Genomic DNA, 26,360 nt, shown 5'->3' with positions numbered 1-26,360 from the left:
CGATGCGGCTGCGGAGTCGGCATCACGGGCGCGAGGGGCAGCGTCTCCGCTGCGGCATTCGAGATTGCGGAAGGCTGTGCGCGGGCGGGCTGACGGTCGAATTTCCGCCTTTGAATGTCCGGCGTTGAATGCCATATTCGTCGGATGGAAATGGATGCCTGCGAAATGAAGGTAGTCGATGGTTGGTCGTACCTCACGATCGACCAAGCGCTTGGTCTAAATCCCAAAATTCCGAAGCGTTGCCCAGAGTGCCATGGCGCTGTCCGTGCACACCGCGAAAGCAACAATGGGATGCGCGCTCATTTCGAACACATCGACGGCCATGATGGATGCTCACTGAAACCGCGAACCTTCTCAGGCAAACGGTCCATGCATCCTCACGCATTATCATGACCGATAAGCACCCGCACTGGCGACAGGTGAGACTGAGGATAAGAAGCTACTCGCCATACGCAACGCGCCGAAGCAGCTATCATAGACGCGACTGGCCAATGCCTGACCTATCAACAAACTAACCAAAACAAAGCAGTATGTTATACTTCGTGTACCCAAGACTCGATTCCGTTCGGGATGCGATGTATGCAATCCGAATTGGGATGGGTGGAGCATCATGGCTCTTGCATGTGGGGCGGTATGTCAGCCGGCGGAGGTGCGTCGGGAAATAGAGTCGTTTGGTTCAAGCACCAGCCCGATCCGGGTGGACACAGATTCAGGCGAGGGATTTCTCAAATCGATGGGAAATCCGATGGGTTCTGCGATACTTGTGTCGGAATTGGTGTCTGGAGAATTGGCTTCTTGGCTTGGCCTCAAGGTGCCGCCGTTTGCCATAGTCCACGACTGTCAAATAGACCTGACTATGGAAAGGAATGGGGCGCGCATGGTGCCGCCCATGTTCTTTTCACGCGCCGTTGATGGAACCCCACACGACGGAGGAGACACTTTTTTGTCTCGTCTCCGAGAGCCTGGTGACGTGGCGTTGCTGGTTGTTTTCGATACGTGGGTCCGCAATTGGGACCGGTTTTTTGATGGACAAGACAACGCCGACAACCTACTTTATGTGAAGGCTGAGGGGCGTCGTAAATACGATCTTGTCCCCATCGATCATTCAAGCTGTTTTATTGGGAATGACGTTGATTTTCCTATGGGGCCGGCCCCTGAGGCATGGGTCCTAGACCCAAATGTATATGGTAAGTTTCCGGCCTTCGATCCATATATCGACGCGAAGTCAGTCAAGCGCGCCGTCGAGAAGCTGTCTCAATTAAAGCGCGATTTCGTGGTTGAAGTCGTTAATTCTATTCCTGCACAATGGGGCTTTGGCCCCAACGCCGCGCTCTCGCTGGTCGATTTGATTTGTGAGCGCGGCCAATATGTGGTGAACACGATCTCAGGGCGATTGGTGGATGAACCGGAAATCCCGGGGTTGGTAAAATGATCCGAGAGTCACAAGGCTATTTTTCGCTCGTTCAATACTCAGAGTTCCCGGAGCGGGCTGAGTTTGTGAACATTGGCGTCATTGTGTTCGCTCATGCTTCGGTTTTTGTGAAGTTTAGCCATAGCCCGCGCCGCGCCGAGCAGGCGTTCAAAATCCATCTCGGTAACCATTTTCAGCACCTGAAAGAATCGATGGAAGGTCGATTGCGGTATGAATTTGGTAACGGCTGGGACAGGGAAAAGATCGAGAAATTTATAGGGCTTAGGTCTGGGAAGGTTCGCCTGTCCCCGGTTCGATCTGTGTTGGTTAAAGACCCCGAGAAGCTTGTCAGCGAACTGTTCGAAAAGCTGGTTGGTGAGGTACCCAGCTCGCCGCGCGGCCAAAGGCTGTCGACAAAACTGGCGCAAGCTTTTCGTTCTAATGGCGTCGAAGACTTCCTCGTGAAGCCTGACCCCGTCCATCTTTCCGGAGGCGTAAAGATCGAGGTTCCCTTTGCCTATCAGAATGGAGCCTTCAATCTGATTGACGCCGTGTCGCTTGCGGGTGACCCGGATAAGGCGCTCAACCGCGCCAGCCCGCATATGATAGAAGGCGAACTTCTTTACCAAGAAACCGCCCTTGATCGACCTGCTCGCTTAGTGGTGGTCGGGGACGATGCGCAGGCACAGGATGCGGAATTCGTAAACATGATTGCGGAGCAAATGGACCGCCACCATGTCCGATTCTATACCCTAAATGAGATCGAGCCGTTGGTTAGGGACATTCGCCAGAATTACGTCCTCCATCGCTAGTTCCGCGTTCGACGCCTTGCAATTTGTCAATCGCGGTTTCAAACCCCTTTCGCCTTCATATGCTTTAAGCTTCCGGGCGGCTCCGTTGAGCCGCTCGGATTTCACGCCAATGGCTACAGGATGTAGGGACCGTTGGCTTGCGCCCGAATCCACCCGTTTTCTATTGGCCCGGTGATGTCGCCTCCACCAGCGACACCCCGTTCAACCCCGCAACAATATCCGACAGCGCCGGCACGAATTTCTCGCCGTGGCCGGTGGTGACCGCCGTGGCAAAGCCATTGCGCACCGCAGCGCCGATCGGGTTGGCCACGCCGGCTGATTGCGCGAAGGAGGCGAGGTAGGTCATGTCTTTCAGCGCGTTGACGATTGCGAAGCGTTGGGCGTTTTCGTTGCGGTTGAGGATGAAATCGAAGAAGGCCTGGTAGAAGCCGCAATCCATGCGGCTGCCGGAGATGACGCTGTTGAAGACCTGCGGCGTCAGGCCGGCTTTGGCGCCCAGCGTCAGCGCTTCGGAATAGATGGCGGAATAGCCCATCGAGACGAAATTGTTGAGCAGCTTCATGGTGTGGCCGCTGCCGGTCGGGCCGGTGGGAACGACGCGCGCGGCAAAGGCTTCGAGCACCGGGCGTGCGGGGGCGACCACTTCGGCCGCACCGCCGACCATGACGTCGAGTTTGCCTTCGGCGGCTTCCTTGGGCGTGCGCGCCAGCGGCGCGTCGATCAGGGTGATGCCTTGCGTGGCGAGGTCGGTGGCAAGTGCGGTCGTCGAGGACGGGTTGGAGGTCGAGCAGTCGATGATCAGCAGCGGCTTGGCGGCCGCAACCAGCCCGTCGGGACCTTTGACCAGCGCTTCGACCTCGCGCGAGCCGGTGACGCAGAGGATGACGATGTCTGAGGCGGCAGCGAGTTCGCGCGGGCTGGCGGCTTCGGTAGCGCCGGCCGCGATCAGGCGGTCGGCTGCGGTGCGGCTGCGGTGCACATGGACGGTCAGCGGCCAGCCTTTGCGCAGCAGATTGTCGGCCATGCCGGCGCCCATGCTGCCCAGGCCGATGAAACCGATGCGTTCTTTCATGAGAATCCTCCTATGACCCGCGCGACGGGCTAGATTTTCGTCACCTTGCGGCGAACACCTGTGGATGCAATCCTTTGATCAAGAATCGAACCGGAGTGCCACCGATGGCGGAGCCCATGACTTTCGACGCCATACCGCAGGCGCCCAACCTGCGGACGGGTCTGGTCAACACTTTGATCGCGCAGATCGAATCCGGCGACCTCGCGCCGGGCCAGCGGCTGCCGACCGAGCAGGAAATCGTCGCCGCCACGGGTGTAAGCCGCACCGTGGTGCGCGAGGCGCTGGCGGCGCTGCGTGCGCGCGGGCTGATTACCACGCGCCAGGGGCTCGGCGCCTTCGTCGCCAAGGATCCGCCGCCGAAGACGTTTTCCGTGCTGCCCGACGATCTCGAATCGATCGACGAGGTGCTGCGCGTGCTGGAACTGCGCATGGGCATCGAGGTGGAAGCGACCGGTCTCGCCGCCGAACGGCGCAGCGAGGCAGCGCTCCAGCAGATGAGCGCGCGGCTAGACGCGCTGGAGGCTGCGGTGCGCGCCGGCGGCTCCGGCTCGGAAGAGGATTTCGGCTTCCACCGCGCCATTCTCGCGGCGACGCAGAACCCGAATTTCGCCCGGCTGTTCGACACGTTCGGCAGCGCCATGGTCCCGCGCCATTGGACGCGGCTCGACCGCATGACGGAGGCCGAGCGGGAAAAATATCTCGACCGCATGCAGCGCGAGCATCGCGCCATTCTCGGGGCCATCGAAGCCAGGGACGTCAACGCCGCGCGCCGCGCCATGCGCAGCCATCTGACCAAAAGCTATGCCCGCTTCGAGGATCTGCGCGACAAGGCTGTTCACGATTAGGGAGCCAACCACGGTTGATGGACTGCGGCGACCCCGCCGAGATAGAGTTCGCGCATCAGCGACATGTTCCTCCCGACTCGAAATCGTTGCCTTCTTACCAGGTTGTCATACAACCCTGTAATCTGGTAAATCCAACGAAGAGGGATGTCAATCGCGTTGCCATGCGATATGAGGCTCCCCGAAAAACGGAATCTTGCAGCCGGCATTGCCGGCGAAGCCGCAGTCAGGAACAGCGAGATGCAGTCACGGAAATTTGGCCGTACCGGCAGATCAGTCAGCGAGATCGGCTTCGGCGCCTGGGCGATCGGCGCCGCCTGGGGCGAGGTCAATGATGACGATGCGGTCGCCGCCCTGCATGCCGCGCTCGATGCCGGCGTCACCTTCCTCGATACCGCCGACGTCTACGGCGACGGCCGTTCGGAAAAGCTGATCGCGCGGGTGATGAAGGAACGCGGTGGCGCGCGCCCGTTCATCGCCACAAAGGCCGGACGGCGGCTGCCGAAGCAGACGGTCGAGGGCTACAGCGTCGAGAACCTCAACGGCTGGATCGACCGCAGCCTGAAATACCTCGAGACCGACACGCTCGACCTGGTGCAGCTGCATTGCCCGCCGACCGATCTTTACTACCACCCGGAGGTGTTCGAGCGTCTCGACCGTTTGGTGGAGCAGGGCAAGATCCGCAATTACGGCGTCAGCGTCGAGCGTGTCGAAGAGGCGCTGAAGGCGATGCAATATCCCGGCGTCGTCAGCGTGCAGATCATCTTCAACGCCTTCCGCCAGCGCCCGGCCGAGCTGTTCTTCGACCAGGCGAAAAAGAACGATGTCGCCGTCATCGCCCGCGTGCCGCTGGCCAGCGGCCTGTTGTCCGGCAAGTTCAGGGCGGACACCAAGTTCGAGACCACCGATCATCGCCTGTTCAACAGGAATGGCGAAGCCTTCGATGTCGGCGAGACGTTTTCGGGCGTGCCCTATGAGGTCGGGCTGGCGGCGGTCGAGAAGGTGCGGCCGCTGGTGTCAGGCGACACCACGATGGCGAAATTCGCGCTGCGCTGGATCCTGATGTTCGACGCGGTGACGGTTGTCATTCCCGGCGCCCGCAATCCGGCGCAGGCGGTTTCCAATGCGGAAGCGGCGGAGCTTGCGCCGTTGTCCTCCGAGTTGATGGCCAAGGTGGAGGCGGTCTACGACGAGAACATCAAGCCCTACGTGCATCAGCGCTGGTGAGCCAGCGCCTGCCGCCCTCGACCGGCTGACTGACCAGAGGCCAGCCGGGCCAAATTGCGTTCGTCCGTCACAAGCCGTGCAGCGGATTCTATGATCCATCGGTCATTTAATCGACCGCGCCGCTTGTTATTGTGCAGTGCAGCAACGATATTGCTGCGTGTGCGTTGTGTGCACGAGTCTGCCCATTCCGGCGCGCAAGGATAACGATTTGCGAGACATATCCGATACGATCGCCCGGCTGAGCGCGATGCGCGGCCGGCCAGCCGGTGCAGGACAGAGCAAGGACGATCACCTGTCCGAGATGACAGGGTTCGGGTCCAATCCCGGCGCCTTGCGCGCGCGGTTTTATCGTCCTGAAAACCTACCGAAGCAGGCGGCGCTGGTCGTGGTGCTGCATGGCTGTACCCAGACTGCCGCCGGCTACGACCATGGTTCCGGCTGGACCGAACTCGCCGACGAGCAGGGTTTTGCCGTGCTTTTCCCCGAGCAGCAGCGCGCCAACAACGCCAATCTTTGCTTCAACTGGTTCGTGCCGGGCGATATAAGCCGCGACAGCGGCGAGGCGCTGTCCATCCGCCAGATGATCGAGGCGGCGGTGGTCACCCACGGTCTCGACCGCAAGCGGATCTTCGTCACCGGTCTTTCCGCCGGCGGCGCCATGGCGGCGGTGATGCTGGCGACCTACCCGGACGTGTTTGCCGGCGGCGCGATCATTGCCGGGCTTGCCTATGGCAGCGCCTCGACCATCCCCGAAGCCTTCGACCGCATGCGTGGCCATGGCGGCCCGTCCAGAACCGACCTGCAGCGTCTGTTGCGGGAGGCTTCGCCGCACAAGGGGCCGTGGCCGAGGATTTCGATCTGGCAGGGCTCGGCCGATACGACCGTGGTGCCTTCCAATGCCGACGCGGTGCTGGCGCAATGGGAGGGCGTGCACGGCCTCGCTCAAGCGCCGACACGCACGGAAAAGGTCGACGGTCAGAGCCGAAAAGTCTGGTGCGATGGCAAAGGCCGCGACGTGGTCGAGGCATACAGCATTGCCGGCATGGGCCATGGCACGCCATTGCAGGCGAGCGGCGACAATGCTCTCGGCAAAGCAGGGCCGTTCATGCTGGATGTCGGGATTTCCTCGACGCGCCACATCGCCCGTTTCTGGGGGCTGACGAAGCCAGACGTACGACGCGCGGCGAAAGCCGAGGCCGCTTCAGGCACTGTATTGCAGCCTTTCTCGCCGAAGGAAAAACCGCGAGCCGTCCGTGTCGATCCGACCCCGGAGCCCGTCAATCCGCCAGGCGGTCCGGCGGCCGGGATCACCAAGGTCATCGAGGACGCGCTCAGGGCAGCGGGATTGATGCGCTGAGGCTGAGGCTGAGGCTCGCCCGGCCCAAAGGACAACGGCAAGCGCCAGCATCATTATCGCAGCAGGCCTTCGTCCTCGAACGCATCCCAGCCCTTCAATCCGGGCGGCGGGCCGTCCGTGTTCCGGGCCTTCCTCGCAGTGCGTGCCTGCCCGGTGCCTTTTACCGCGCGCGTCAACGCGGCCTTGCCCGCGCCGCGCCGCCTGTTCTCGGCGACCGCCTGGACATCCTGCTCTCTCCAGACTGTTGCCAAATCGCGGTCCAGGACGTCCTCGATGTGGCGCGGGTCGAAAACGTGGAAGGTGACAGACTTTGATCGCCCACGCATCTTGACGGTGCGTGTGCCGGTGCTTTGCAGCCGACCGTCCTTGAGCCATTTGTGGCGCTCGCGCGAAGAGATCGTAAGGATATCCTCGACCTCGCGTGGAAGCACAGGCAGCGCTTCCACTCCCTCCAGTGTTTTGGAGATACTGGCAGAGGCGGCCTTGAACGCTTCCGCTTCGGATCTCGACATTCGCAATGCGATGCGGCCCGTCTCGGCCTTGACGTGCTTCCTGACTGCCCATGGCAGCCGGGCTCTGACTTCACGTTCGATCCCCTTGGAGCGCACGGCGGACCCGAGTGTCGCTGACGGCGACAGCGGCCATTCGGCAATCAGTTGCGGGGACGGGCTCATGCTTTCCTTGGGCTGGTTTCGTTGGCTCGATGCTAACACGGCAAGAGCCGGTCAAGCCAAGGCAACAGCGAAAAGGGGCAGGTCCGAAGAGAACCGCCCCTTATGGCCGAATTTGAACGCCGCTTGCTGTGCGCCGACAGCACCTTCGGCCCCGCCGCCGTGCGGCGACGGGGCTCGATGATCAGAGTGGGCTGGCGTTGCGCGTTTTGTCGCGCTCGGCCTCGATGTCGGTGTAGGGGTCGGCATTGGCATCGAAGCCGGTCCAGCCACCGGCTTCATAGGCGCGTCGGCGGTCTTGCAGATCGACCGAGTTGGATTCGCCAAGAATACGCTCGGCCTCGTCGGCGAGTTCGTCACTGACCCTGGCGGTCACCATCGTGCCACCGCGGCGAACGCCCTCCGCATAGACATGCGCATCCCTTTCGGGGACGCCTGACTCGGTCAGCGCCCCGACGATGCCGCCGGCAGCGCCACCGACGACCGCGCCGCCAACGGCGCCGACCGCGGTGGCGGCCAGCCATCCTGCGGCCACGACCGGACCGACGCCCGGAATGGCCATGATGCCGAGCCCTGTCAGAAGCCCGCCGGCGCCGCCAATGACGGCTCCGAGACCGGCGCCGCCGGCCGCATCCTCGGCGGCGTTGGAAGTGTCGCCGTCGTCGTACCAGTCATCCGAATTGTTGGCGACGATGCTGATGTCGGCCTGCGGCACGCCGATTGCCTCCAGTTCGCCGACGGCATCGGAGGCATCATCGTAGTTGTCGAAAAGTCCGGTTACGGTTTTCATGGTCTTGATCTCCTCGTTCTGGTTCAGAGGGTTCAGTTCGCGCCGGCAACGACGTTGCCCTGATAATCGAGCGCCACGGTCGTGGTCTTGCCATCCTTGGTGGCCTGACCGCGCCAGATGCCCTGGTCGTCTTTGGTCAGCTTGGACACGCCGGAGAAGCCGGCATCCTGAATGCGGCTCTTCGCCTGATCCTCGGTGAAGCTGTTGGCACCCGGGACTGGGGCGGCCGGATTGGTGGTGTCGGTCGTGCTCACGGCCGGGGTGGTGGAGCTGGTGGTCGACGATGCATTGTCGGCGGAAGCGATCTTCTCGACCATTTCCTGATGCATTTTGAGCGTCGGCAAGGTCTCGGAGGCGAAGGTCTTCAACTGCGCGTTGTCGCCGTCCTTGGCATAGCTCTCGAACAGCGTGACCGCCTCCGAATGCGCATCGCGCTGCATCTGGACATAGGGCTTGTCGACGGCATCGTTGGCATTCTGCAGAGCCTCCAGATCGGCCTTGTGCTTGGCATCCAGCTCCGTCGGCACTTTCAGCTTCTGTTCGCCGGCGATGGTCGCAAGCTTGGCGTTGGCGGCCCCGTGATCGTCGATCATCTTCTTGGCGAAATCCTTGACGCCTTGATCCTGGGCCTTGCCTTCTGCGATCTTGCTGGAGTCCACTTCGAACAGGCCGCCGATGGCAGCCTTGTCGACAAAGTCCTGAGCACTGTCGGCGGCGAAGGCGGGCAGGGCGAAGACCATGGCTGTGGCGGTGGCCAGCGAAGCTAGAAGAACACGTGTTTTCATGGACAGAAATCCTCGTTGGGGCACACATCGTGCTGTGAGCCTAACCAGTGCGGCCAAGCTTTGTTCCGCCGCCCAAGCGTTATAGCCGGGAGGGTCGATGCCGCGATGATGGCCCCTCATCCTCGGATTTTGCGCCTTTGCCATGTCGACGCGTGGCGGGGACGGCGACCCGCTCGATGGGCGCCTTGCAAGTCGATCAAAAAGGGAAACGAGGCCCTTCGCCGCCGGCAAATGAACACCGCCCGCGGTGGCCTATCGAGGTTCAGCGATCGTTGCGTTCGAGGCGGCGCGCAACCTCTGTTTGTGCGACCTGCAGCAGCGTGTCTATTTCGAACATCGCCGCCGCATGGCCGCCGTCGCGAATGACACGGCGGGCGCGGTGGAGCAGGTCGGAGACCGTCCGCAGCGTTTCAGCATGGCTCGATCGATTCGACAAATGCGTGCCTCCATCAGCCACAACCGTTGGATCGGGAGAGTGTTCCCAAAGTTGGCGGCCGGCCCGGCGAATGACCGTGACGGCAGGCAGCGGAACCATCCTTGTCCGTTGGCCGTTCCCCCTGCCTCAACGAAAGGAACAGCCATGGCCGAGAACGACACCCCGAAGGACACCCCGAAGATTTCCGCCCGAGAGGCCCAGGAGGCCCTGGAGAAGCAGGTCGCATCGCTGAAGCGCGAGATCAGCAAGATCAACCGGACGCTTGCCGAGCGCGCAGAAGATGCCGTCGGCGAAGCCGGCGGCTGGTACGGCAGCGCGACCGAGCGCGCGGCACGGGCAACGCAGCAGCTGAGATCGCAGGCGCAGACGGTGTCCGAAGCCGTCCAGCAAAATCCCGGCACCATCAGCAGCGCTTTCGTGCTTGGTGGCATTGCCGGGCTGTTGATCGGCATGCTGCTCGGGCAAAGCCAGGAACGCGACCGAGGCTGGTTCTAGCGAGGTATCTTACGACCTATTGCGCCCGCCGGCTTTGCCGGCGGGCCTTGTATTTCTGGACGCCAGATCAGTATCGCTTGAGTGAAAAGCTCCCCGCTCGGAAATTCGGCGTTGACGGCTAGTCCTACTAGTAGGTAGGTAAACGCCATGAGCAACCTTGTGGCGACCTCCGATCAGATTCTGGCGTCCGCGCGAAACTTCATCGTGGCCGGCGGCTACAACGGATTCAGCTATGCCGATATCGCCGGCGAGGTGGGGATCCGCAAGGCGAGCATCCACCATCATTTCCCCAGCAAGGTCGATCTTGTCCGCACGCTTGTGGCGCGCCATCGCGAGCGTACCGAGGCCGGCATGGCAGATCTGGAAAGTAAACTCCCAGACCCGCTTGCACTGCTTCAGACCTATGCCGACTACTGGGCAAAATGCATCGAGGATGCGAGCGTTCCGTTTTGCGTCTGCGCGCTGCTTGCCAGCGAACTCCCGGCGCTCCCGGCTGAAATTGCCGTCGAAGTGCGGGCTTACTTCAGGTTTCTGTCGTCCTGGTTGACCAGGGTCATGGAGCGCGGCGCCGAGCAGGGGGTTCTCGGATTTGCAGGCTCGGCGGAGCTGGAGGCAGAGACCTTCATGGCGACCGTTCATGGCGCCATGCTGTCCGCGCGCGCCTATGGCAACCCCGCCATCTTCGGCGCCATTCTGACGCCGACCGTTCAGCGTCTGTCTCGGAAGGTTCACTAACAGGGAATTTGCGCGACAGGGGCGGCGAGCCCCTCCGCCGAATTCTCTTCGACGCATCCATCGTGCCTACCTTCTAGTAGGTAAACACAAAAAAGGAAAATCCGAAAATGCTTGTCAAGACGAATGAAGCCAACCAATCCTCGTGGCTCAAGAGCTACTATTTCATACGCTTTGCCGTGGCGGCGGCCTGGGTGCTGCTGGCCTTTACTGCCTCCAGGACAATGCCGTCCCTGGCAGCCATCATGTTGGTCGCCTATCCCGCCTGGGATGCGCTGGCCAATTTCGTCGACGCCCAGCGCAGCGGCGGGCTAAGCCGCAACAAGACGCAGCTGCTGAATTTGGTCATCAGCATCATCACCACGGCGGCGGTCGCCATTGCTCTGGGCAAAAGCATGAATGCGGTGCTCGCGGTGTTCGGCGTCTGGGCGGTCCTGTCGGGCCTTTTTCAGTTGGCAACCGCAGTCCGGCGCTGGAAGTCCGGCGCGCAGTGGGCAATGGTGCTGAGTGGCGCCCAGTCGGCGCTGGCCGGCATCTTTTTTGTGAGGATGGCTGGCAGCGCTGCGACGGTCGGCATCACCGATGTCGCGCCCTATGCCGCGTTCGGCGCCTTTTACTTCCTGGTCTCGGCAGCCTGGCTGACGGTGAGCGACGCGCGGCGCAAGGCGGCTGAGGCCGCCGGCTGAGGCGCCGATCGTTCGAAACGGGATTTGTGGTCGCCGCCGCCTGCGTGGCGCCCTCGACAGGTGAGTTGAGTTTCCCTGCCGCGGTCGTATGTTGTTGACCGTAGTGGAGGATCACAAATGCCCATTCGACGCAAAGCCACCGAGGCCGGCGTTTTGCAGCCATCCGAACTCGAGCTGTTGGGCCGTGTATTCGAGCAGCTTAAGCGCGACGGTCAGTCGCCCGAAGCACGCGACGCCATCGCATCCCGGATTATCGCGAACTATATGGCCGGCGTGGTCGACGAAGCCGAGCTCGTCAGTCTTTCGAGGCAACCGCTGGGCCGGTAGTGCGCTTTCCATCCCGGGTTCAGAAGAGTTTCAGGTCGTCAAATCAGAGGGATAAGGCAATGCCGGCTGACCCACCGATAGAGCGACGGTCGCATATCCGTGATCTTGTTCTGAAGGAAGCGACAATCCGCGTTGGCGACGCCAGTATCAATTGTCTGGTTTGCAACCAGCACGCCCACGGCGCGGAGCTGCGGGTCAAGGCCGATATCGCAATCCCCGACCGTTTCGTGCTTCACGTGCCAGTCGATCATACCAGCTATCGCGCCGTGGTGCGGTGGAGACGGAACGAGCGACTTGGGGTGCAGCTTGATTCGGGAAGGCAGGCGTAGATGGCGGTAGCCGGACGGATCACCCAGCTGTTCAAGTCCAGGGTTGATGGGACAAGGCAGGGCGCGTTTGCGGCACGAACGCTTCTTTCCATGCTGCTTGCGATTTGCAATCAGTTGCTATAGCGTCTCACTGCTTGCAAATTACAAGCGGTTAATCCGTGAACCGACTATGTGAAGGCGCTGCTTATGGCCAAACTTATCTTGGGAATGAACGTTTCCATCGATGGCTATGTCGATGACCTTGCCGGAAATCTGGTCATGGGCGCACCAAGCCAGAAGCACTTCGAGTACTGGATCGAGACGATTCGCAACCATGCCGGCGCTGTGTATGGCCGCCGGATGTACGAGGTCATGCGCTATTGGGACGATGATCGCGCGGAATGGGATGCTTCGCTTCGCCAGTTCGCGACACTCTGGCGCAAGCTGCCCAAATGGGTCGTTTCGCGCACACTTTCACGGGTCGGCCCCAACGCCACCCTCATCTCCGGCGATATTGAAACGCAGATTCGCGAGATCGCGGCCCGCACGGAGGGTATCCTGAGCGTTTCCGGTCCGGAACTGGCCGGTCTTATGACCGGGCTGGGCCTGATCGAGGAATATCACCTGCACGTGAGGCCGTTCGTGCTCGGCAAGGGCAAGCCTTTCTTCCACGAGGCAAGGCCTCCGCTGCAACTGGTGTCGAGCACATTGATCGATGACGATACGGTTCATATGATCTATGTGCCGCGAGGCTGAACGATAAGGCGCTTCAGCGCCAACATGCGAACCAACACGTACGTTCGCAGTGGGCCTGGTCCCGGCCTTCGCACCGAGGTCTCACATGTCAGCTTGCGTGCTGGGTACCCAAGCAGCAGAGGGTCTGCTGTCGGCCGAAAATCTGCCGGTCAGCAATGCGCCCCATGCCGGTCAAAGAGGCCTTGCCGCCGTTACTCCATAAGCAGACATTGCAGACCTACAAGGACATCGCTTTTACGCCCGAAGCGCCGCTTCGGTTGGTCCTTCAGTGACCTGGCGGCCCAAGGGCGTCGTCCTCCACCGCCCGCCCTCGTCCGCAACTCACCGTTGCCAGCGGCTCTGCTCCTGGCCTTCCCGCGATGACCGAGCGGGTAGTGAAACATCATGGTCAAGCCTGAAAAGCAAGGTCCAACCTAGCCGCCTTTCCAGGCCTGCGTCATCATCGTCCAGCAGTTCAGGATCCTGCGTGCGCCAGCCGGGTCCGTCGGGTCGGCCGGCCGCACAGTTTTTTTCATCCCGCTGGAACATTGGCGAAGGAATGCAGTTGGGGTCGCTGCAGATGCCGCCGCGTGGTGCCTGTGGGCGATTGGTGGCAACACCTGATCGGCCGCCGCTCCTTTACGAGGCGGCTTAGCGTGTGAGCCAATCCTGCAGCAAAGGCCTTGGGATTGGAACGACCAACAGGAGGCAGTCATGAAGCACCAGACACTCGATCAACTCCAGTCAGTCGCGGACATCAGTCCACTATCGCCGGCTCTGCTGGCTACAAGGACGCAACGGATAGAGCGGTGGGCGGAACTGCTCTATCGAAATCCGACGCGCTCCCTTGTGGCTCTCACCGGGACTGAGCATCTGCATCCCTCTGTCCGCGGAGAAGCGCGCGCGGTCGGATCGGCGATCAGTGTCGCCTTTGACGATCCACTGCTGCGTGCATCGGGCATGCAATCGGATACCTACGGGGAAGCCAGACGCTTCTTCGAACTCTCCGATTGGCAGTTGCATGAGATCGTCTGCAGTTGCCACACCGGCGCCACCATGCAGGCTGGCTGGGCCGCCGGGCGTGTCCGCAGGGTCCTCAATGGGAGCAAGATATTGGCTTGGCTGAGAAAAGGATTCATGCCGCACTGAGACACAGCGGTCGCGCCTGAAGAAGCATGCAGGCTCCAGCAGAGATTGCGTCGGCTCCGCGAAGGCATGGCTGACCTCAATGGAGTAGGGCGGCCGAGTTGCTTGCGACTTCAGAAATGACGTTCACCATTGCTTAGTGGGCCTCGTCAGGGTGATCGGCAATTTCGTGAATAGCGAGTGCCAGCGCCAGTTTCGACCAACCGGTCGGCAGCGCCCTCGTGACCAAGCGGGGTTACTTATCCTCGGTGCGTCACATGTGCGCTTCGTCAGCGGTATAGCCTGCCAATCCCTCCACAGCCGTTTTGACGCTGCGAAAAGCTCGAGGCGTGAGGGGGCAATTTAACCCAGGAATCCCGAAAACGGACCTTCCGCTTTCGGCCCTGAAATTGAAATTCGAGGCCTCCCCCATCACCCCGGAAAGATCGTAAACCCGCCATCCACCCGCAGCACCTGCCCGTTGATAAACCGCGCCCGCGGGCCAGCCAGAAACGCCACCGCCTCCGCGATCTCTTCCGGTTCCGCATAGCGGTTCAGCGATTTGCGGCTGGAATCCATGCGCTCCGGATCGACCACGCGGGTCGCCTGGAAGCGTGCCGTCTTGGTGGCGCCTGGGCTGACCGCGTTGATGCGCACGCCGTCGTCGATCAGTTCCTTGGCGAGACAGCGCGTGTAATGCACGACCGCGGCCTTCAAGGTGGAGTAGACGACCTCGGGCGAGCAGCCGAGATGTGCCGCCGCCGACGCGATGTTGATGACGGAGCCGCCGCCGCGCTGCTTCATCGGCGGCACGAAGGCCTGGCAGACCAGCATCGTGCCGATCAGATTGTTCTCGGTGAGCACGCGGATGTCGTCCAGTTCGATGTCCAGGGCGTTGTTCGGGTTTGGCTTGCCGCCCTTGGCGCCGATGTCGCCGCCGGCACAATTGACCAGCACATGCACGTCACCGAGATCGGCCTCGATCCTGCGCTTCATCTCGGCCACCGCCTTCTGGTCGCCAATGTTGCCGGTCACCGACGTGACCTTCGTCCCATGCCGCTTCAGGCGCTCGACCACTTCGCCGAGATTGGCGAACTCGCCATATTTGGCCGGCGCTTCCTCGTTCATGTCGTGGATTGCGACATTGGCGCCGAGTTCGGCCAGGCGCTCGGCCATCACGCGGCCGAGGCCACGGCCGGAGCCGGTGACGAAGGCGGTCAATCCATCGAGTTCACGTGCCGTCATCAGATCTTCTCCATTTTCATCGAACCAGCTTGCGCATGTTGGCGGCGCTGCGCCGGATCATGTCGAGCTCATAGGAAACCAGGGAGCCGTCGTCTTCGCGCTCCCAGGGGGTGCGGTAGTCGGCATCGTCGGGCAGCCGGTTGCGCTGCGCGGCCGCCAGGCAGGCGGCAAATTCGCGTGCCGTCTTCGGGGGATAGCCGCGCCACCAGTCGTCGCTGAGATAGCGGACATGCCGGGCCTCCAAGGCGCCCGGTTCGAGAACGGCGGTCAGGCGATCGTGGTGCTGGCCAAGAATTGCGAACAGCTCGGCAAACGGTACCGCACCGTCGCCGATGGCGCAGCGGATCAGCCGGTAACCTTCGGTCGTGAACTGCACGCGATAATCCTTGAGGTGGACATGGCGGACATAGGGGGCGATCACCTTCGTAAAATCGAGCGGCGCTTCGCCGACCGGGAACGTGTTGCCGGTGTCGAAGGTGACGCCCACACTGCCACCACCGAGGGCGCAGAAATCGACGAGTTCCCGGCTGGTAAAGTCCTGGTGGTTTTCGATCGCAAGGACATACCCTTCGGCATTCGCGCGGGGACCCCATTCCACCAATCGCTCTCGAATGATGCCGACGTACTCGCTCCATTTTTCGCCGGCGGCGTTGCGGTCGCCGCAGAGAACCGGCGTCAGCGCCGTCCGGATGATTTTGGCTTTGAGCAGGCGCGCGGCCCGAAACGCATCGTCGAGCGGCTCGCCCACCAGCAGGCCGCCGCTGACGACCGGCGCGATGCCAATACCGGCGAGCCGTTCGCGCAGCGCGATCACCGCGTCGTCGGAAAGCTCGGTCAGCCATGGCACCCAGATCTCCAGCACGCGCGCGCCGAGATCGGTCGCGAGCGCGATGAAACCATCGAGCCCCGCAGGTCTAGGATTGGCGCGTGGCGTGCCGCGGCCCTGGAGGCCGAGATGATAGGTCAGGCCGTAGGGGTTCAGGCCGACCTCGAGCATGAAGCGATCCTTTGAGTCAGGTGTGGTCATCTCAGGCCGGCATCCACGGTGATCGACTGCTTGGTGATCATGCGGCTGTCGTCGGCGGCGAGGAACAGCACCGTGCGCGCGATCTCCTCGCCGAGCAGAACCTTGCGGATCACCTGGCGCTGCACGACCTGGTCGACCGAACCTTGGGTCTTGTACCAAAGCTCCCGCTGCCGGTCGGTGATGACGGCGCCCGGCTCGATGGCGTTGACGCGGATGTTGTCGGGGCCAAACGCCCGCGCCAGCGCGAAGGTCAGCCCGACCACCGCAGCCTTGGCCGCCGCATAGGGCGCCATCTCTGACGCGCCGAAACGCCAGGCGATCGAGGAAAAATTGACGATCGAACCAAAGCCCACTTCCTTCATGTGCGGATGCACGGCCTGAGCGGCAAAGAAGTGGTGCCTGAGGTTCACATCCTGGGCGTGGTCCCAATATTCCTGCGTCACGTCGGCGACGGAGAGGCGATTGTCATCGGCGGCGTTGTTGACCAGCACCGCGACAGGCCCTAGGCGGTCGCGCACCGTGCCGATCGCGGCCTGCAGGGCAGGGATATCGGTCACGTCGCAGCGCAGGAACAGGGGCGGATGCGCTGCCGTGGCGGCGAGGTCGCGGGCAAGCTGCTCGCCGGCCTCCTGCTGCAGATCGAGAAACGCCACTCGTGCGCCATTGGCGGCGAAGGCGCGGACCGTGTCGGCGCCGATGCCCGACGCACCGCCGGTGATCAGCACGACACGCTCGGACAGGCTCGGATAGGTGGCGAAGGACAAGGCGGAACTCTTTTCAGATCAAGCTTCGGTCAGATCGGGTCAGATCAGGCGTTGGGTCGTCGGGTCGAACAGGCACGCCCGCGCCATGTCGATGCCGAGCGTCACCGTCTCGCCCATAAGCGGCGTGCCGTCGGGGTCGAAACGGCCGGTGATCTCCTTGCCGCCCAGGCGCAGGACGGCCATGGTCTCCGCGCCTGTCGGCTCGACCAGTTCGACCACTGCATCGATCTGCGCGATGCCCGGCTTGCGGCGCGCAAGGTCGGGATCGAAGCGGTAGATATGCTCGGGACGGATGCCGAGCACGAGCTGTCGCGGCGTGTCGGATGGGAGCGCCTGGACGATCGGCAGGCTGGCCGTCTTGCCGTCGGCGGTCTGCAACACAACAGTGGCGCGACCGCCTTCCTGGCTCAGTTCGGCTGGCAGAAAATTCATCGCCGGCGACCCCATGAAGCCGGCGACGAACATGTTGGCCGGACGGTTGTAGATCGTGGCGGGATCGTCGAATTGCTGGACCTCGCCCTGGTGCATCACGGCGATGCGCGATGCCAGCGTCATCGCCTCGACCTGGTCGTGGGTGACGTAGACCGTGGTCTTGCCGACGCGGTGATGCAGCTTCTTGATTTCGGTGCGCATGTCGACGCGCAGCTTGGCATCGAGATTGGAGAGCGGCTCGTCGAACAGGAACAGTTTGGGATCGCGCACCAGCGCCCGGCCCATGGCGACGCGCTGGCGCTGGCCGCCCGAGAGCTGTCCGGGCTTGCGGCCAAGCAACGGCTCGATCTGCAGGAAGGCAGCAACTCGACTGACGGCCTCGTCCTGCTGCGGCTTCGGGACGCGGCGGCTTTCCATGCCGAAGGTGATGTTCTCGCGCACCGTCATCGTCGGGTAGAGCGCGTAGGACTGGAACACCATGGCGATGTCGCGGTCCTTCGGCGGCACCGAATTGACCAGCCGCCCGTCGATGCGGATCTCGCCGGAGGTAACGGTTTCAAGCCCGGCGATCATCGCCAGCAGTGTGGACTTGCCGCAGCCGGAGGGTCCGACCAGCGCGATGAACTCGCCGTTCCGCGCCTCGAGATCGACGCCCTTCAGCACCTCGACCGCACCGTAGTTCTTGCGCAGCGATCGGATGGTCAATGTCGACATGCAATGCCCTTCACTTGATCGCGCCTCATTTGATGGCACCTTGCGTCAGGCCGCGCACAAAATACTTGCCGCCGAAGAGATAGATCAGCAGCGGCGGCAGCGCGCCGATCAGCACGGCGGCGCTCATGACATCGTAGGCGCGCACATTGGTGCCGCTTGCCGTCAGCGCGACGAGCGCTGCCGTGATCGGCTGTTGCTGCCCGGAGGTGAAGACGACGCCGAACAGATATTCGTTCCAGATGCCGGTGAACTGCCAGATCACCGTGACGATCAGGATCGGTGAGGAGAGAGGCAGAATGATCTTGCGGAAGATGCGCCAGAAGCCGGCGCCGTCGATGCGCGCCGCCTTGATCAGGTCGTCGGGGATGCTGACGTAGTAGTTGCGGCAAAACAAAGTGGTGAACGAAATGCCCTGGATGACGTGGATGAGGACGAGCCCGTAGACCGAATTGCTGAGGCCGAGATTGCCGAGGATGAACGCCCACGGCATCAATGAAATCTGGCCCGGAATGAAGACGCCGAGCAGCATGCAGGTGAACAAAGCTTCCGAACCTCTGAAGCGCCATTTCGACAGGATGTAACCGTTCATCGCGCCGACCGCCGTCGAGATGATCGTGGCCGGGATCGTCATCTTCAGGGAGTTGTAGAAGTTGCGCTGCATGCCCTCGCAGGTGCCGCCGATGCAATAGGTGCTCCAGGCCTGGCCCCAGGCATCGAGGCGGAAGCTGCGCGGCAGCGAGATCAACCCGTTGCGTGCGATCTCCTGCTGGTCGCGGAATGAATTCAGCACCACGACCAGCAACGGGACCAGGTAGATCGCCGCGAAGACGACCAGCAGCCCATAGATGGCGAAGCGGGTGAGAAAATGCCGGCGCGACGCGACTGCGGCAGCGCGACGGTCGAGCGACTGGTCCAGGGAGACGTCAGCCATGGCCGGCTTCCTTGCGCCGGCGCCAGACCACCCAGAATGAATAGGGCACCAGCACCACGGCAACAGCGGCAAGCATCATGATGGCGGCGGCCGCACCTTCGCCGATCTGGCCGCGTTGGAACATCAGGTCATAGACGTAGATGGCGGGGAAGGTGGTCGAGATCCCCGGGCCGCCTTTGGTCAGGGCCGCCACGAGGTCGAAGGTCTTGATGGCGAACTGGATCTGGATGACGGCGACCGCCAGGAAGATCGGCGCAATGGTTGGCAGAAGCACCTTGCGATAGATGCGGAACGTCGATGCGCCGTCGATCTGCGCGGCCTTGACGAGGTCCTGATCCACCGAGCGCAGGCCGGCCAGGAACAGCGCCATGGCAAAGCCCGAGGCCTGCCAGACGCCGGTGATGATCACCGCGTAGATCGCATAGTGCCGGTCGCTGGCCAGTGCGAAACTGAAGCTCGTCCAGCCGAAACCGCGCACCATGGCCTGGATGCCGTCGGTCGGATTGTAGAGCCAGCTCCAGACCGTGCCGGTGACGATGAAGGAGACGGCCAGCGGATACAGGAAGATCGTGCGCCATGCCGCTTCGCCGCGCACGCGCTGGTCGATCAGGATCGCCAGCAGCAGTCCCACGGCCATCGAGCCGACGATGTAGAAAGCGCTGAAGAAAAACAGGTTGTTGTAGGCGATGTTCCAGCGCCGGTTCGCCCACAGCGACGCGTAGTTGTCCAGGCCGACGAAGCCGTAGGTCGGCAGCAGCGAGGAGTTGGACAGCGAGATATAGAGCGTCCAGCCGGTGAACACGAAGACGTAGACGAAGCTCGCCACGAGAGAGGGGCCGAGCACCAGCAAGGGCATCGCGGAGCCCAGCCGCTCGCGCCAGGGGCGGGCAGGCGTCGGTACCGACAGGATCAGGTCGTGATTTGACATTCAGAGCACGGAGATTGGCAGAGCACAGGACTGGCGGAGCGCGGGACCGGGATGGCGGACGGCCGGGTGCGGATGGCGCCCGGCCATTCCCGTCTATTTCTGTGCTTCCGCCGCGTCGGCCATCGCATTGGCGCCATCCTCGGGCGACATGTCCGGCGTCGCCACGAACTCGGTAATGGAGTCCATGATCGCGCCGCGCATCTTCTGCGGGATGGTCATGTTGTGCGCCATCGAGCGGACCAGCGTGCCGTCCTTGATCGAAGCCTGCAGATCCTTCTGCGAGAGCTGCTGGCACGGATTGAAGCCCTTCGACAGATCGATATCCAGGCGTGCGGGGATCGAGCCCTTGGCCTGGTTGAAGACCGTCTGGAAGTCGGGCGACAGGATCAGGCTGGCCAGCAGCTTCTGGCCGTCGATGTAATCCTGGTCCTTCTGCTTGAAGAACACGACCGAGTCCGAGTTGAGGATGAAGCCGGGTTTGCCCCAATCGGTCGGCGCCTGGGCGCAGACATAGTCGGTGCCTTCCTTGAAGCCGGCGGCGGTCAAAAGGCCGATCGTCCAGTCGCCCATGATGTGGAACGCCGCGTCGCCCTTGCCGACCAGCGCCGACATCGAATCCCAGTCGCGGCCGACCATGCCCGGATCCATGTATTTGCTCGTCATCAGGCGCATCTGCGTGAAGGCCTTGACCATCCCCGGGCTGCGCATGGACTCGACATCGCCTTCGACGAAGGCCTTGCGGTAGAGATCGATGTCCTGGCCGTAGAGCACGACCTCGAACACCGTCGAATCCGTCCAGTCGGCGGTCGAATGCGAGATGCAGATCTTGCCTGTGGCGACGATCTTGTCGCAGGCCGCATTGAACTCGGCCCAGGTCTTCGGCATTTCCGCCACGCCGGCCGCCTGCATGACCTTGGGCGAGGCCCAGAGCCAGTTGATGCGGTGGATGTTCATGGGCGCGGCGACCCATTTGCCGGTCGGCTTCATCACCGGAAGCAATTCCGGCGCCACCACTTTCTCCCACCCTTCCGAGGCCGCCAACTCGTCGAGATCGGCGGTCATGCCGGTCTCGTTCCATTCGGCGATCTCGGGGCCCTTGAGCTGCACGGCAGGCGGGGCATTGCCGGCGATCACGTCGGCGCGCAGCTTGGCCAGCGTATTGGCGGTGTGGCCGGCGATCGAGGTCTGTTCCCATTTGCCGCCCTTGGCGGTGAACATCTCGCCGAGCTTGGCGATCGCCTGGGCGTCCGATCCGGTCGCCCATTGGTGCAAAAGGTTGGTCTTGGGCTCGGCGAAGGCTGTTCCGGCGAAAAATGTGCACGCAGCAGCGGCCGCAAGCGCGGTCATGACGGACTTCATCGTTTCACTCCCATATCGTGTTGCACGGTTCGTCTCGACCGCTTATGGCCGCGGTTTGAAGCCGCCGCCAGCGAGATGCGTCAATCTCGAGTTCTTTCCAAGATGACATATTGGAGCTATCAGTCAACGATGTTTATGTTGAGCCATGACAAAACCTTCGCTTAGAACCTGGCTGATCGACAGACCCTCCGCGTCGCCGGAGAGCATGATCGTGCGCTGCCTGAGCGAGCGCGGCGCACTCTCCGCGTTGCAGATCGCACGCGCCACCGGTCTGGCGCGCTCGACGGTGTCAACCGCGCTTAACGGCTTGAAAAAGTCTGGAATGGTGATCGAAGCCCCGACCAGCCGCGACGGCATCAGAGGCATCGGCAGGCCAGCCGCGGCGGTGACGCTCAATCCGACAGCGGGCACCTGCGTCGGCATTCACCTGGCTCTTCAGCAGATACGGCTCATCGTCGCCGATGTCTCGCATTCCGTCATTGCCGAACAAAATATTCCAATGGCGCTGGACTACCAGCCGCAACAGGCGGCCCAGGCGGTCAAATCGGCGATTGCCCAATCCTACAGGGAAAATGGTCTGCCGATGGCGGGGCTCCTGGGGGTTGGTGTCTCCGTCTCCGGCCCTGTCAGCCGCGATGGAGTGGTGCTGCGCGCAAGCATGGTTCCAACATGGGCCGGCGTCAACATACGAGATGTGTTCGGACCCGTCCTGGAACAGCCGATCTTCGCCGACAACGAGAGCAACTGCGCGGCCATTGCCGAGCTGATGTGGGGCGCGGCCGTAGGCCAGGACGATTTCGTCCTGTTCAAGATCGATCTGGGTGTCGGCGGCGCCATAGTCCAGCATGGCCGGCTGGTGACGGGCGTCGCCGGCGGCGCTGGCGAATTCGGGCACATCAGCATCGATCCCGGCGGCGACCTTTGCCGCTGCGGCAATCGCGGATGCCTGGAGCTCTACGCGAGTTTTGCCCGGCCGCTGGAACAGATTTCGCGTGTCGTTGGGCGGCAAGTCACCATGGACGATGTCATCGCCATGGCCGAGCAGGGCGACGTCAGGGCGTTGCGGATGATCGAGGATACCGCCGAGATCGCCGGCCGGGGTCTCGGCCTGATCGGCTCGGTGCTCAATCCGCCGCTTATCATCATCGGCGGCCACATGGCTTTGGCAGGGGACATTCTGTTGACGCCGCTGATCGCGTCCTATGAACGCCACACGCTGATCAAGTCCCGGGATGTCGCTCCCGCCCTGCGCACGCGCATCATCGTTGGCAAGCACACCGAGAACGATGCCTTGCTGGGCGCGGTCGGCCTCGTTTTGAGACACCAGACGAAGGAACTGTCGCTGGGGTGATCGTCAGGACCAGCCTGTGCTTGTTCAAGTCAATTGCATGTGTCCGCAGCCTTGAGCGCTTCGGCGCGGGACGATTTGGGCAAATCCGCGATCCGCCGGACAGAAGCGTAAAACCTTGGATAGTCACCCGAACACAGGTCGAACAAGCGAAGAAAGGCCGGAACCTGTTCACCGTAGACGGCAGTCGCGGCGAGCTTTGCGTTGTTGATCGGGGCATCGAACCAGGCGTCGTATCCACGGTATCCCGCCCAGTGCCTGTCGCGCATCCGCCGGTAGCGCGCCCGCAACCGGTCGATGGTTGCTGCCTTGGCGGCCGCCATCTTTTCCGGGGTGCGGGGACTACCATAGACCTGCCTTAGCTCGTCGCGCGTCCTCGCCACCAGCCCGAGAAAATCGGCGCTGCGCTTGCGATCGGCTTCGTAGCGGCGCAATCCGGCCCGATCGCCGGCGGCGCGGAGCCATTTCCTGACGCCGCTGGTTTCGACGGCTACGGCGAACGCCTCATTGAATGCGGAATCGCCATCCACATAGAGGCGCTGATGCGCCAGCTCATGAAAAACAAGGCTTGCGAGATAGGTGTCGTCCTGATGCAGCATGGTGCTCAGCAGCGGGTCACTCGACCAGCCAAGCGTGGAATAGGCGGTGACGCCCGAGACATAGACGTCGAGGCCTTGTCTTTGAAGCTCGACAGCGCTTTCAGCCGCGGATTTCCGGGAGAAATAACCCCGGTATGGAACGCAGCCGAAAACCGGAAAGCACCATGTTCGTGGCGCAAGCGAGAATTGCGGCGCGGCAAAAACGGCCCAGGTCACGGCGTCGCGATGGATGTCGACATAGCTGCGGTAGCTGCTGTTCTCGGGCAGTGCCAGTTCATCTGTCGCAAACCGTCTTATGGCGCTGGCCGACGTCAATTTGGCGCGCAATGCCTCAGGCGTCGAAGGATCACGGATGATTTTTCCAATATTTTTGCGGGCGGCCATGATCTGCGCGTGACCCTGCAACGACTGCGCGTAGTAGGAAATGCTCGTGCAGCCGGTCGCCCCGGACGCGATGATCGCCGCGGCAAGCATCCGAAGAACGCGCTTCACTGTTTGCCCACCCTGCCCATCTCCCTATGCAGCAAACGTCCTGGTCACCCTCAAACAGGAGGCACCGGTTTCCGTCAAGAGCTGCAGGGGCAGGGGGCGACACCGACCTGGGCAGGGCAAGGCGGGCATTCGCCTAGGATTGACGAAAGTCCACCGCAGGGCGGAGCGGGCGAGATACGGACCGTCCGTTGGGACGCCGTTCCCCCAAGCTGCCGCGCGCTACTGGTCCGAAAACCTCACGCTCACGCCGCGCTGGCGAAAATAAGCCTGCATCAACTTACGGCCGGAGCGGTTGTTCTGCGCCAATTTTGCCGGATTGAACACCGCCTGTTTTGCGCCCTCTCGTGTCAGCGCAGCCTTGAGCGTCGCGATATGGGCGTCGATGTCGGCATTGTCCGCCCGCAGCGAGGCATAGATACTTTCGGTCGCTTCGGCCACAGTCGGTTCGCTCACAGATGTCGTCCTTTGGTTGGTTGGGCGGCGGCTTTACCACAGATTTGCGGCTCCGACGATATCGACTGAACCGTCAGAGCACAGCGCCCAGGGCGCAAAACCGCAAAACGTATGTATTCGGCCCTGCTAAACATTGCCCGGCAGGCGAATGGGTCTAACTATCGCTAGGAAACGGGGGGAATCAGGTGGCTGCCAATCGTCGAAACGACATCTCATCGTCCGAGCGGGGGCTAGGACGGATTCTTGCGGCAGGCAATGCCCATCCGCGCACAGCTCTGCCTACCGTGGCAACCATCGTCACGACAGTAGCTGCGCTGTATTTCGGTCGTGAGGTGTTCCTTCCCATTGCCATCGCGCTGCTTTTGACCTTTGCGCTGGTGCCGATGGTCTCCGCACTGAAGCGTGTCGGCTTGCCTCGGCTGCCCGCAGTGCTTCTGAGCGTGATTGGCGCATTCGCGGCCCTGGGCCTGTTCAGCTTCATTGTTGCGACCCAGGTAAGCGAGCTTGCTCAGAACATTTCCGTCTACCAGACAAACATTCTGACGAAGGTACGTTCCCTCAAGGAGACGGGCGTTGGTGGCGGCATAATTGCCAGGCTGAGCGGGGTGATCGAGCGTGTCGGTCAGGAGATCGACAAGCAGGATGTGGCGCCGCCTGCGGCCGACAAGCCCCGGCGCGAGCCTGTTCCCGTCGAGATCGTCGCCCGCGAGAGACCTCTGGAGGTATTGCAGAACATCATCGGACCGTTGATCAGCCCGCTGGCATCAGCTGGCCTGATCATCATCGTCGTCATCTTCATGTTGCTTGAGCGCGAGGATCTGCGCGACCGGTTTATCCGCCTCGTCGGCTATGGCGATCTCCATCGCACAACGCAGGCATTGCAGGATGCCGGCAAACGGGTTGGCCGTTATCTGATCATGCAATTGGTGGTCAACATCGTCTACGCGATACCAATCGCGATTGGCCTTTGGGTGCTCGGCATTCCCAACGCGCTGCTGTGGGGGTTGCTGGCACTGGCGCTGCGCTTCGTTCCCTATATCGGCCCTGTTATCGGCATGCTGCTGCCCTTGTTTCTGGCCTTGGCGGTTGCGCCCGGCTGGTCGCTGGTGCTGTGGACCGCCGCACTGTTTGTCGTCATGGAATTGGTAACCGGCAACGTCATCGAACCGTGGCTCTATGGCTCGCGCACGGGACTTTCTCCTTTGGCAATCATCGTTGCGGCAATTTTCTGGACATGGTTGTGGGGGCCGCTCGGCCTGGTCCTTTCGACGCCGCTGACAGTTTGCCTCGTCGTCCTCGGGCGACATGTTCCGCAGTTCGAATTTCTCGACGTCCTGTTTGGCAACGAGCCCGTCCTTGAATCTCACGCCCGGCTCTATCAACGGCTCCTGGCCGGCGATCCCGACGAGGCCACTGACCATGCCGAGGAGATCCTCGAGGAGAAGTACCTGATCGATTTCTACGACACTGTCGCCATTCCTGCTCTCCTGTTGGGCGAGCAGGACCGCATGCGTGGCGTGATGGGCGATCAACAGCGAAGGCAGGTGGCGGCGAGCGCCCAAATTCTTGTGGCAAATCTTGCCGACGATGCACAGGAAGAGGCAAGCGAGGAAGATGCGCCGGCAACCACCGCGGAAGGGAGCGCGAGCAGGGAAACAGATGGCGTCGAAGAGGAAGAGATCGAGCTGCCCGACGGCAAGGACATGTCGGTGCTTTGTGCCGGCGGTCGCGGCGAACTCGACGATGCCGCTGCCGCCATGCTCGCCCAGGTGCTGGAGGTGCAAGGTGCTACGGTGGCGAAGGCCAGTTTTGTCGATATGGAGCCGGCAGGTATTCGTCGTCTCGAACTAGAGGCGATCGACACCGTCGTGGTCGGTTTCCTGAACCGGGATTCGCTCAAGCATGCCCGCTTTCTGGTCCGGAGACTGAAGCGCGCCAAGGCAGGTTTGAGAATTGGGATTGTGTTCTGGTCAGACGCGGAGCAGGGCGATGTCGGGCAAGAAAGGCAAGCTTTGGCCGCCGACATCAGCGCCGATTTCGTAGCGCACGGCATGGTCAACGCTGTGCTTGGCGCACTTTCTCCAGCGCCGGCCGTTCCCCTCAAAGTCGTTTCGAAACGCCGCGATCGACGCCGTCCGGCCCCTCGAAAACGGATCCCGGCCCAGGCAACGGCCGCAACAGCCTAGCCGCACCGCCATGTCTCAGATTGCCGCGCCGGCGCTGGAATGCCTGGTGCGACGGCAAGATCGTCCCCACT

29 protein-coding genes are annotated in these 26,360 nt (G+C 62.2%); 15 read left to right on the top strand and 14 right to left on the bottom strand.

Annotated features, from left to right (window positions below):
* The first annotated feature begins 114 nt into the window (after positions 1 to 114).
* The 3 genes from NLY37_RS30945 to NLY37_RS17945 all read left to right on the top strand — a co-directional run bounded on the left by NLY37_RS30945 (position 115) and on the right by NLY37_RS17945 (position 2,223).
* On the top strand, positions 115 to 393 hold the full coding sequence (locus NLY37_RS30945) for a hypothetical protein (protein WP_488492020.1): 279 nt from the start codon (positions 115 to 117) through the stop codon (positions 391 to 393).
* Positions 394 to 610: 217 nt separating this feature from the next.
* Positions 611 to 1,432 carry a HipA family kinase gene (locus NLY37_RS17950; protein ID WP_156931487.1) on the top strand — a complete coding sequence of 274 codons (822 nt, stop codon included), beginning with the start codon at positions 611 to 613 and terminating at the stop codon, positions 1,430 to 1,432.
* Positions 1,429 to 2,223, top strand: coding sequence for a DUF3037 domain-containing protein (locus NLY37_RS17945; RefSeq protein WP_023740881.1), 795 nt, complete (start codon positions 1,429 to 1,431; stop codon positions 2,221 to 2,223). The genes NLY37_RS17950 and NLY37_RS17945 overlap by 4 nt, the downstream gene beginning before the upstream one ends.
* Before the next feature lie 160 nt (positions 2,224 to 2,383).
* Here the strand turns inward: NLY37_RS17945 and NLY37_RS17940 are convergent, their stop codons facing one another.
* Positions 2,384 to 3,295: an NAD(P)-dependent oxidoreductase gene (locus tag NLY37_RS17940; protein WP_023740882.1), complete on the bottom strand. Its 912-nt coding sequence runs from the start codon at positions 3,293 to 3,295 to the stop codon at positions 2,384 to 2,386.
* 104 nt (positions 3,296 to 3,399) lie between these two features.
* Here NLY37_RS17940 and NLY37_RS17935 point away from each other — a divergent pair, with 104 nt between their 5' ends.
* The 3 genes from NLY37_RS17935 (at position 3,400) to NLY37_RS17925 (ending at position 6,721) form a co-directional block, all read left to right on the top strand.
* A complete protein-coding gene (locus NLY37_RS17935) occupies positions 3,400 to 4,140 on the top strand; it encodes a FadR/GntR family transcriptional regulator (protein WP_023740883.1) in 741 nt (246 codons plus the stop codon).
* Positions 4,141 to 4,377: 237 nt separating this feature from the next.
* Positions 4,378 to 5,364, top strand: coding sequence for an aldo/keto reductase (locus NLY37_RS17930; RefSeq protein ID WP_023740884.1), 987 nt, complete (start codon positions 4,378 to 4,380; stop codon positions 5,362 to 5,364).
* A 208-nt stretch (positions 5,365 to 5,572) separates the two neighbouring features.
* Positions 5,573 to 6,721: an extracellular catalytic domain type 1 short-chain-length polyhydroxyalkanoate depolymerase gene (locus NLY37_RS17925; RefSeq protein ID WP_023740885.1), complete on the top strand. Its 1,149-nt coding sequence runs from the start codon at positions 5,573 to 5,575 to the stop codon at positions 6,719 to 6,721.
* Between the two features lie 53 nt (positions 6,722 to 6,774).
* On the opposite strand, the gene NLY37_RS17920 is transcribed toward NLY37_RS17925, so the two are convergent.
* From NLY37_RS17920 to NLY37_RS17905, 4 genes are all read right to left on the bottom strand, one after another.
* Positions 6,775 to 7,395, bottom strand: coding sequence for a hypothetical protein (locus NLY37_RS17920; protein WP_031245930.1), 621 nt, complete (start codon positions 7,393 to 7,395; stop codon positions 6,775 to 6,777).
* 181 nt (positions 7,396 to 7,576) lie between these two features.
* Positions 7,577 to 8,182 (bottom strand): general stress protein, encoded by a 606-nt coding sequence (locus tag NLY37_RS17915; protein WP_023671087.1) that lies wholly within the window; start codon positions 8,180 to 8,182, stop codon positions 7,577 to 7,579.
* A gap of 32 nt (positions 8,183 to 8,214) precedes the next feature.
* On the bottom strand, positions 8,215 to 8,967 hold the full coding sequence (locus tag NLY37_RS17910) for a DUF4142 domain-containing protein (protein WP_023671088.1): 753 nt from the start codon (positions 8,965 to 8,967) through the stop codon (positions 8,215 to 8,217).
* 262 nt (positions 8,968 to 9,229) lie between these two features.
* A complete protein-coding gene (locus NLY37_RS17905; protein ID WP_023740887.1) occupies positions 9,230 to 9,502 on the bottom strand; it encodes a hypothetical protein in 273 nt (90 codons plus the stop codon).
* A gap of 45 nt (positions 9,503 to 9,547) precedes the next feature.
* On the opposite strand from NLY37_RS17905, the gene NLY37_RS17900 reads away from it, so the two are divergent.
* From NLY37_RS17900 to NLY37_RS17870, 7 genes are all read left to right on the top strand, one after another.
* Positions 9,548 to 9,898 carry a hypothetical protein gene (locus tag NLY37_RS17900; protein ID WP_023740888.1) on the top strand — a complete coding sequence of 117 codons (351 nt, stop codon included), beginning with the start codon at positions 9,548 to 9,550 and terminating at the stop codon, positions 9,896 to 9,898.
* 147 nt (positions 9,899 to 10,045) lie between these two features.
* Positions 10,046 to 10,633 (top strand): TetR/AcrR family transcriptional regulator, encoded by a 588-nt coding sequence (locus tag NLY37_RS17895; RefSeq protein ID WP_023704145.1) that lies wholly within the window; start codon positions 10,046 to 10,048, stop codon positions 10,631 to 10,633.
* A 107-nt stretch (positions 10,634 to 10,740) separates the two neighbouring features.
* On the top strand, positions 10,741 to 11,316 hold the full coding sequence (locus NLY37_RS17890; protein WP_023704144.1) for a DUF308 domain-containing protein: 576 nt from the start codon (positions 10,741 to 10,743) through the stop codon (positions 11,314 to 11,316).
* 117 nt (positions 11,317 to 11,433) lie between these two features.
* Entirely contained in the window at positions 11,434 to 11,643 is a 210-nt protein-coding gene (locus NLY37_RS17885) for a hypothetical protein (RefSeq protein ID WP_023671091.1), read from the top strand.
* Positions 11,644 to 11,702: 59 nt separating this feature from the next.
* Entirely contained in the window at positions 11,703 to 11,972 is a 270-nt protein-coding gene (locus NLY37_RS17880) for a PilZ domain-containing protein (RefSeq protein ID WP_023726509.1), read from the top strand.
* Between the two features lie 186 nt (positions 11,973 to 12,158).
* Complete coding sequence (locus tag NLY37_RS17875) at positions 12,159 to 12,707, top strand: dihydrofolate reductase family protein (RefSeq protein WP_023698777.1); 549 nt, start codon at positions 12,159 to 12,161, stop codon at positions 12,705 to 12,707.
* A 693-nt stretch (positions 12,708 to 13,400) separates the two neighbouring features.
* The gene (locus NLY37_RS17870) at positions 13,401 to 13,835 is read left to right on the top strand and encodes a hypothetical protein (protein ID WP_023671095.1); all 435 of its coding nucleotides are present in this window, start codon (positions 13,401 to 13,403) and stop codon (positions 13,833 to 13,835) included.
* Between the two features lie 408 nt (positions 13,836 to 14,243).
* Here the strand turns inward: NLY37_RS17870 and NLY37_RS17865 are convergent, their stop codons facing one another.
* From NLY37_RS17865 to NLY37_RS17835, 7 genes are all read right to left on the bottom strand, one after another.
* A complete protein-coding gene (locus tag NLY37_RS17865) occupies positions 14,244 to 15,056 on the bottom strand; it encodes an SDR family NAD(P)-dependent oxidoreductase (protein WP_023726512.1) in 813 nt (270 codons plus the stop codon).
* Between the two features lie 16 nt (positions 15,057 to 15,072).
* A complete protein-coding gene (locus NLY37_RS17860; RefSeq protein WP_023740890.1) occupies positions 15,073 to 16,083 on the bottom strand; it encodes a sugar phosphate isomerase/epimerase family protein in 1,011 nt (336 codons plus the stop codon).
* A complete protein-coding gene (locus NLY37_RS17855) occupies positions 16,080 to 16,847 on the bottom strand; it encodes an SDR family NAD(P)-dependent oxidoreductase (RefSeq protein ID WP_023740891.1) in 768 nt (255 codons plus the stop codon). Before NLY37_RS17855 ends, NLY37_RS17860 begins: the two co-directional genes overlap by 4 nt.
* 39 nt (positions 16,848 to 16,886) lie before the next feature.
* Entirely contained in the window at positions 16,887 to 17,993 is a 1,107-nt protein-coding gene (locus NLY37_RS17850) for an ABC transporter ATP-binding protein (protein ID WP_023740892.1), read from the bottom strand.
* A gap of 25 nt (positions 17,994 to 18,018) precedes the next feature.
* Positions 18,019 to 18,924: a carbohydrate ABC transporter permease gene (locus NLY37_RS17845; protein WP_023671100.1), complete on the bottom strand. Its 906-nt coding sequence runs from the start codon at positions 18,922 to 18,924 to the stop codon at positions 18,019 to 18,021.
* Positions 18,917 to 19,852, bottom strand: a complete 936-nt coding sequence (locus NLY37_RS17840) for a carbohydrate ABC transporter permease (protein ID WP_023704068.1) — start codon at positions 19,850 to 19,852, stop codon at positions 18,917 to 18,919. Before NLY37_RS17840 ends, NLY37_RS17845 begins: the two co-directional genes overlap by 8 nt.
* Positions 19,853 to 19,945: 93 nt before the next feature.
* A complete protein-coding gene (locus NLY37_RS17835; protein WP_023710878.1) occupies positions 19,946 to 21,211 on the bottom strand; it encodes an ABC transporter substrate-binding protein in 1,266 nt (421 codons plus the stop codon).
* A 145-nt stretch (positions 21,212 to 21,356) separates the two neighbouring features.
* On the opposite strand from NLY37_RS17835, the gene NLY37_RS17830 reads away from it, so the two are divergent.
* Complete coding sequence (locus tag NLY37_RS17830; RefSeq protein ID WP_023740893.1) at positions 21,357 to 22,562, top strand: ROK family transcriptional regulator; 1,206 nt, start codon at positions 21,357 to 21,359, stop codon at positions 22,560 to 22,562.
* A 29-nt stretch (positions 22,563 to 22,591) separates the two neighbouring features.
* Here the strand turns inward: NLY37_RS17830 and NLY37_RS17825 are convergent, their stop codons facing one another.
* Both NLY37_RS17825 and NLY37_RS17820 read right to left on the bottom strand, forming a co-directional pair.
* Positions 22,592 to 23,632: an aminopeptidase gene (locus NLY37_RS17825; protein ID WP_031245934.1), complete on the bottom strand. Its 1,041-nt coding sequence runs from the start codon at positions 23,630 to 23,632 to the stop codon at positions 22,592 to 22,594.
* A gap of 237 nt (positions 23,633 to 23,869) precedes the next feature.
* A complete protein-coding gene (locus NLY37_RS17820) occupies positions 23,870 to 24,103 on the bottom strand; it encodes a hypothetical protein (RefSeq protein ID WP_023740895.1) in 234 nt (77 codons plus the stop codon).
* Positions 24,104 to 24,288: 185 nt separating this feature from the next.
* Here NLY37_RS17820 and NLY37_RS17815 point away from each other — a divergent pair, with 185 nt between their 5' ends.
* Entirely contained in the window at positions 24,289 to 26,289 is a 2,001-nt protein-coding gene (locus NLY37_RS17815) for an AI-2E family transporter (RefSeq protein ID WP_023686481.1), read from the top strand.
* The last annotated feature ends 71 nt before the right edge of the window (positions 26,290 to 26,360 follow it).

The sequence above is a fragment of the Mesorhizobium sp. C395A genome (assembly GCF_030323205.1).
Taxonomy (GTDB): domain Bacteria; phylum Pseudomonadota; class Alphaproteobacteria; order Rhizobiales; family Rhizobiaceae; genus Mesorhizobium.
Note: the sequence above shows the minus strand (reverse complement) of the source record. Positions and strands in the feature narration are given on the sequence as shown.

What these genes read in the sequence shown, in the direction of transcription:
- NLY37_RS17930 (WP_023740884.1), top strand. Translation starts at nt 4,378, where the DNA reads ATGCAGTCACGGAAATTTGGCCGTACCGGCAGATCAGTCAGCGAGATC.
- NLY37_RS17825 (WP_031245934.1), bottom strand. Translation starts at nt 23,632, where the DNA reads ATGCTTGCCGCGGCGATCATCGCGTCCGGGGCGACCGGCTGCACGAGC.
- NLY37_RS17920 (WP_031245930.1), bottom strand. Translation starts at nt 7,395, where the DNA reads ATGAGCCCGTCCCCGCAACTGATTGCCGAATGGCCGCTGTCGCCGTCA.
- NLY37_RS17830 (WP_023740893.1), top strand. Translation starts at nt 21,357, where the DNA reads ATGACAAAACCTTCGCTTAGAACCTGGCTGATCGACAGACCCTCCGCG.
- NLY37_RS17950 (WP_156931487.1), top strand. Translation starts at nt 611, where the DNA reads ATGGCTCTTGCATGTGGGGCGGTATGTCAGCCGGCGGAGGTGCGTCGG.
- NLY37_RS17860 (WP_023740890.1), bottom strand. Translation starts at nt 16,083, where the DNA reads ATGACCACACCTGACTCAAAGGATCGCTTCATGCTCGAGGTCGGCCTG.
- NLY37_RS17945 (WP_023740881.1), top strand. Translation starts at nt 1,429, where the DNA reads ATGATCCGAGAGTCACAAGGCTATTTTTCGCTCGTTCAATACTCAGAG.
- NLY37_RS17875 (WP_023698777.1), top strand. Translation starts at nt 12,159, where the DNA reads ATGGCCAAACTTATCTTGGGAATGAACGTTTCCATCGATGGCTATGTC.
- NLY37_RS30945 (WP_488492020.1), top strand. Translation starts at nt 115, where the DNA reads ATGTCCGGCGTTGAATGCCATATTCGTCGGATGGAAATGGATGCCTGC.
- NLY37_RS17865 (WP_023726512.1), bottom strand. Translation starts at nt 15,056, where the DNA reads ATGACGGCACGTGAACTCGATGGATTGACCGCCTTCGTCACCGGCTCC.
- NLY37_RS17900 (WP_023740888.1), top strand. Translation starts at nt 9,548, where the DNA reads ATGGCCGAGAACGACACCCCGAAGGACACCCCGAAGATTTCCGCCCGA.
- NLY37_RS17905 (WP_023740887.1), bottom strand. Translation starts at nt 9,502, where the DNA reads ATGGTTCCGCTGCCTGCCGTCACGGTCATTCGCCGGGCCGGCCGCCAA.
- NLY37_RS17840 (WP_023704068.1), bottom strand. Translation starts at nt 19,852, where the DNA reads ATGTCAAATCACGACCTGATCCTGTCGGTACCGACGCCTGCCCGCCCC.
- NLY37_RS17845 (WP_023671100.1), bottom strand. Translation starts at nt 18,924, where the DNA reads ATGGCTGACGTCTCCCTGGACCAGTCGCTCGACCGTCGCGCTGCCGCA.
- NLY37_RS17910 (WP_023671088.1), bottom strand. Translation starts at nt 8,967, where the DNA reads ATGAAAACACGTGTTCTTCTAGCTTCGCTGGCCACCGCCACAGCCATG.
- NLY37_RS17895 (WP_023704145.1), top strand. Translation starts at nt 10,046, where the DNA reads ATGAGCAACCTTGTGGCGACCTCCGATCAGATTCTGGCGTCCGCGCGA.
- NLY37_RS17940 (WP_023740882.1), bottom strand. Translation starts at nt 3,295, where the DNA reads ATGAAAGAACGCATCGGTTTCATCGGCCTGGGCAGCATGGGCGCCGGC.
- NLY37_RS17850 (WP_023740892.1), bottom strand. Translation starts at nt 17,993, where the DNA reads ATGTCGACATTGACCATCCGATCGCTGCGCAAGAACTACGGTGCGGTC.
- NLY37_RS17915 (WP_023671087.1), bottom strand. Translation starts at nt 8,182, where the DNA reads ATGAAAACCGTAACCGGACTTTTCGACAACTACGATGATGCCTCCGAT.
- NLY37_RS17885 (WP_023671091.1), top strand. Translation starts at nt 11,434, where the DNA reads ATGCCCATTCGACGCAAAGCCACCGAGGCCGGCGTTTTGCAGCCATCC.
- NLY37_RS17935 (WP_023740883.1), top strand. Translation starts at nt 3,400, where the DNA reads ATGGCGGAGCCCATGACTTTCGACGCCATACCGCAGGCGCCCAACCTG.
- NLY37_RS17870 (WP_023671095.1), top strand. Translation starts at nt 13,401, where the DNA reads ATGAAGCACCAGACACTCGATCAACTCCAGTCAGTCGCGGACATCAGT.
- NLY37_RS17835 (WP_023710878.1), bottom strand. Translation starts at nt 21,211, where the DNA reads ATGAAGTCCGTCATGACCGCGCTTGCGGCCGCTGCTGCGTGCACATTT.
- NLY37_RS17890 (WP_023704144.1), top strand. Translation starts at nt 10,741, where the DNA reads ATGCTTGTCAAGACGAATGAAGCCAACCAATCCTCGTGGCTCAAGAGC.
- NLY37_RS17880 (WP_023726509.1), top strand. Translation starts at nt 11,703, where the DNA reads ATGCCGGCTGACCCACCGATAGAGCGACGGTCGCATATCCGTGATCTT.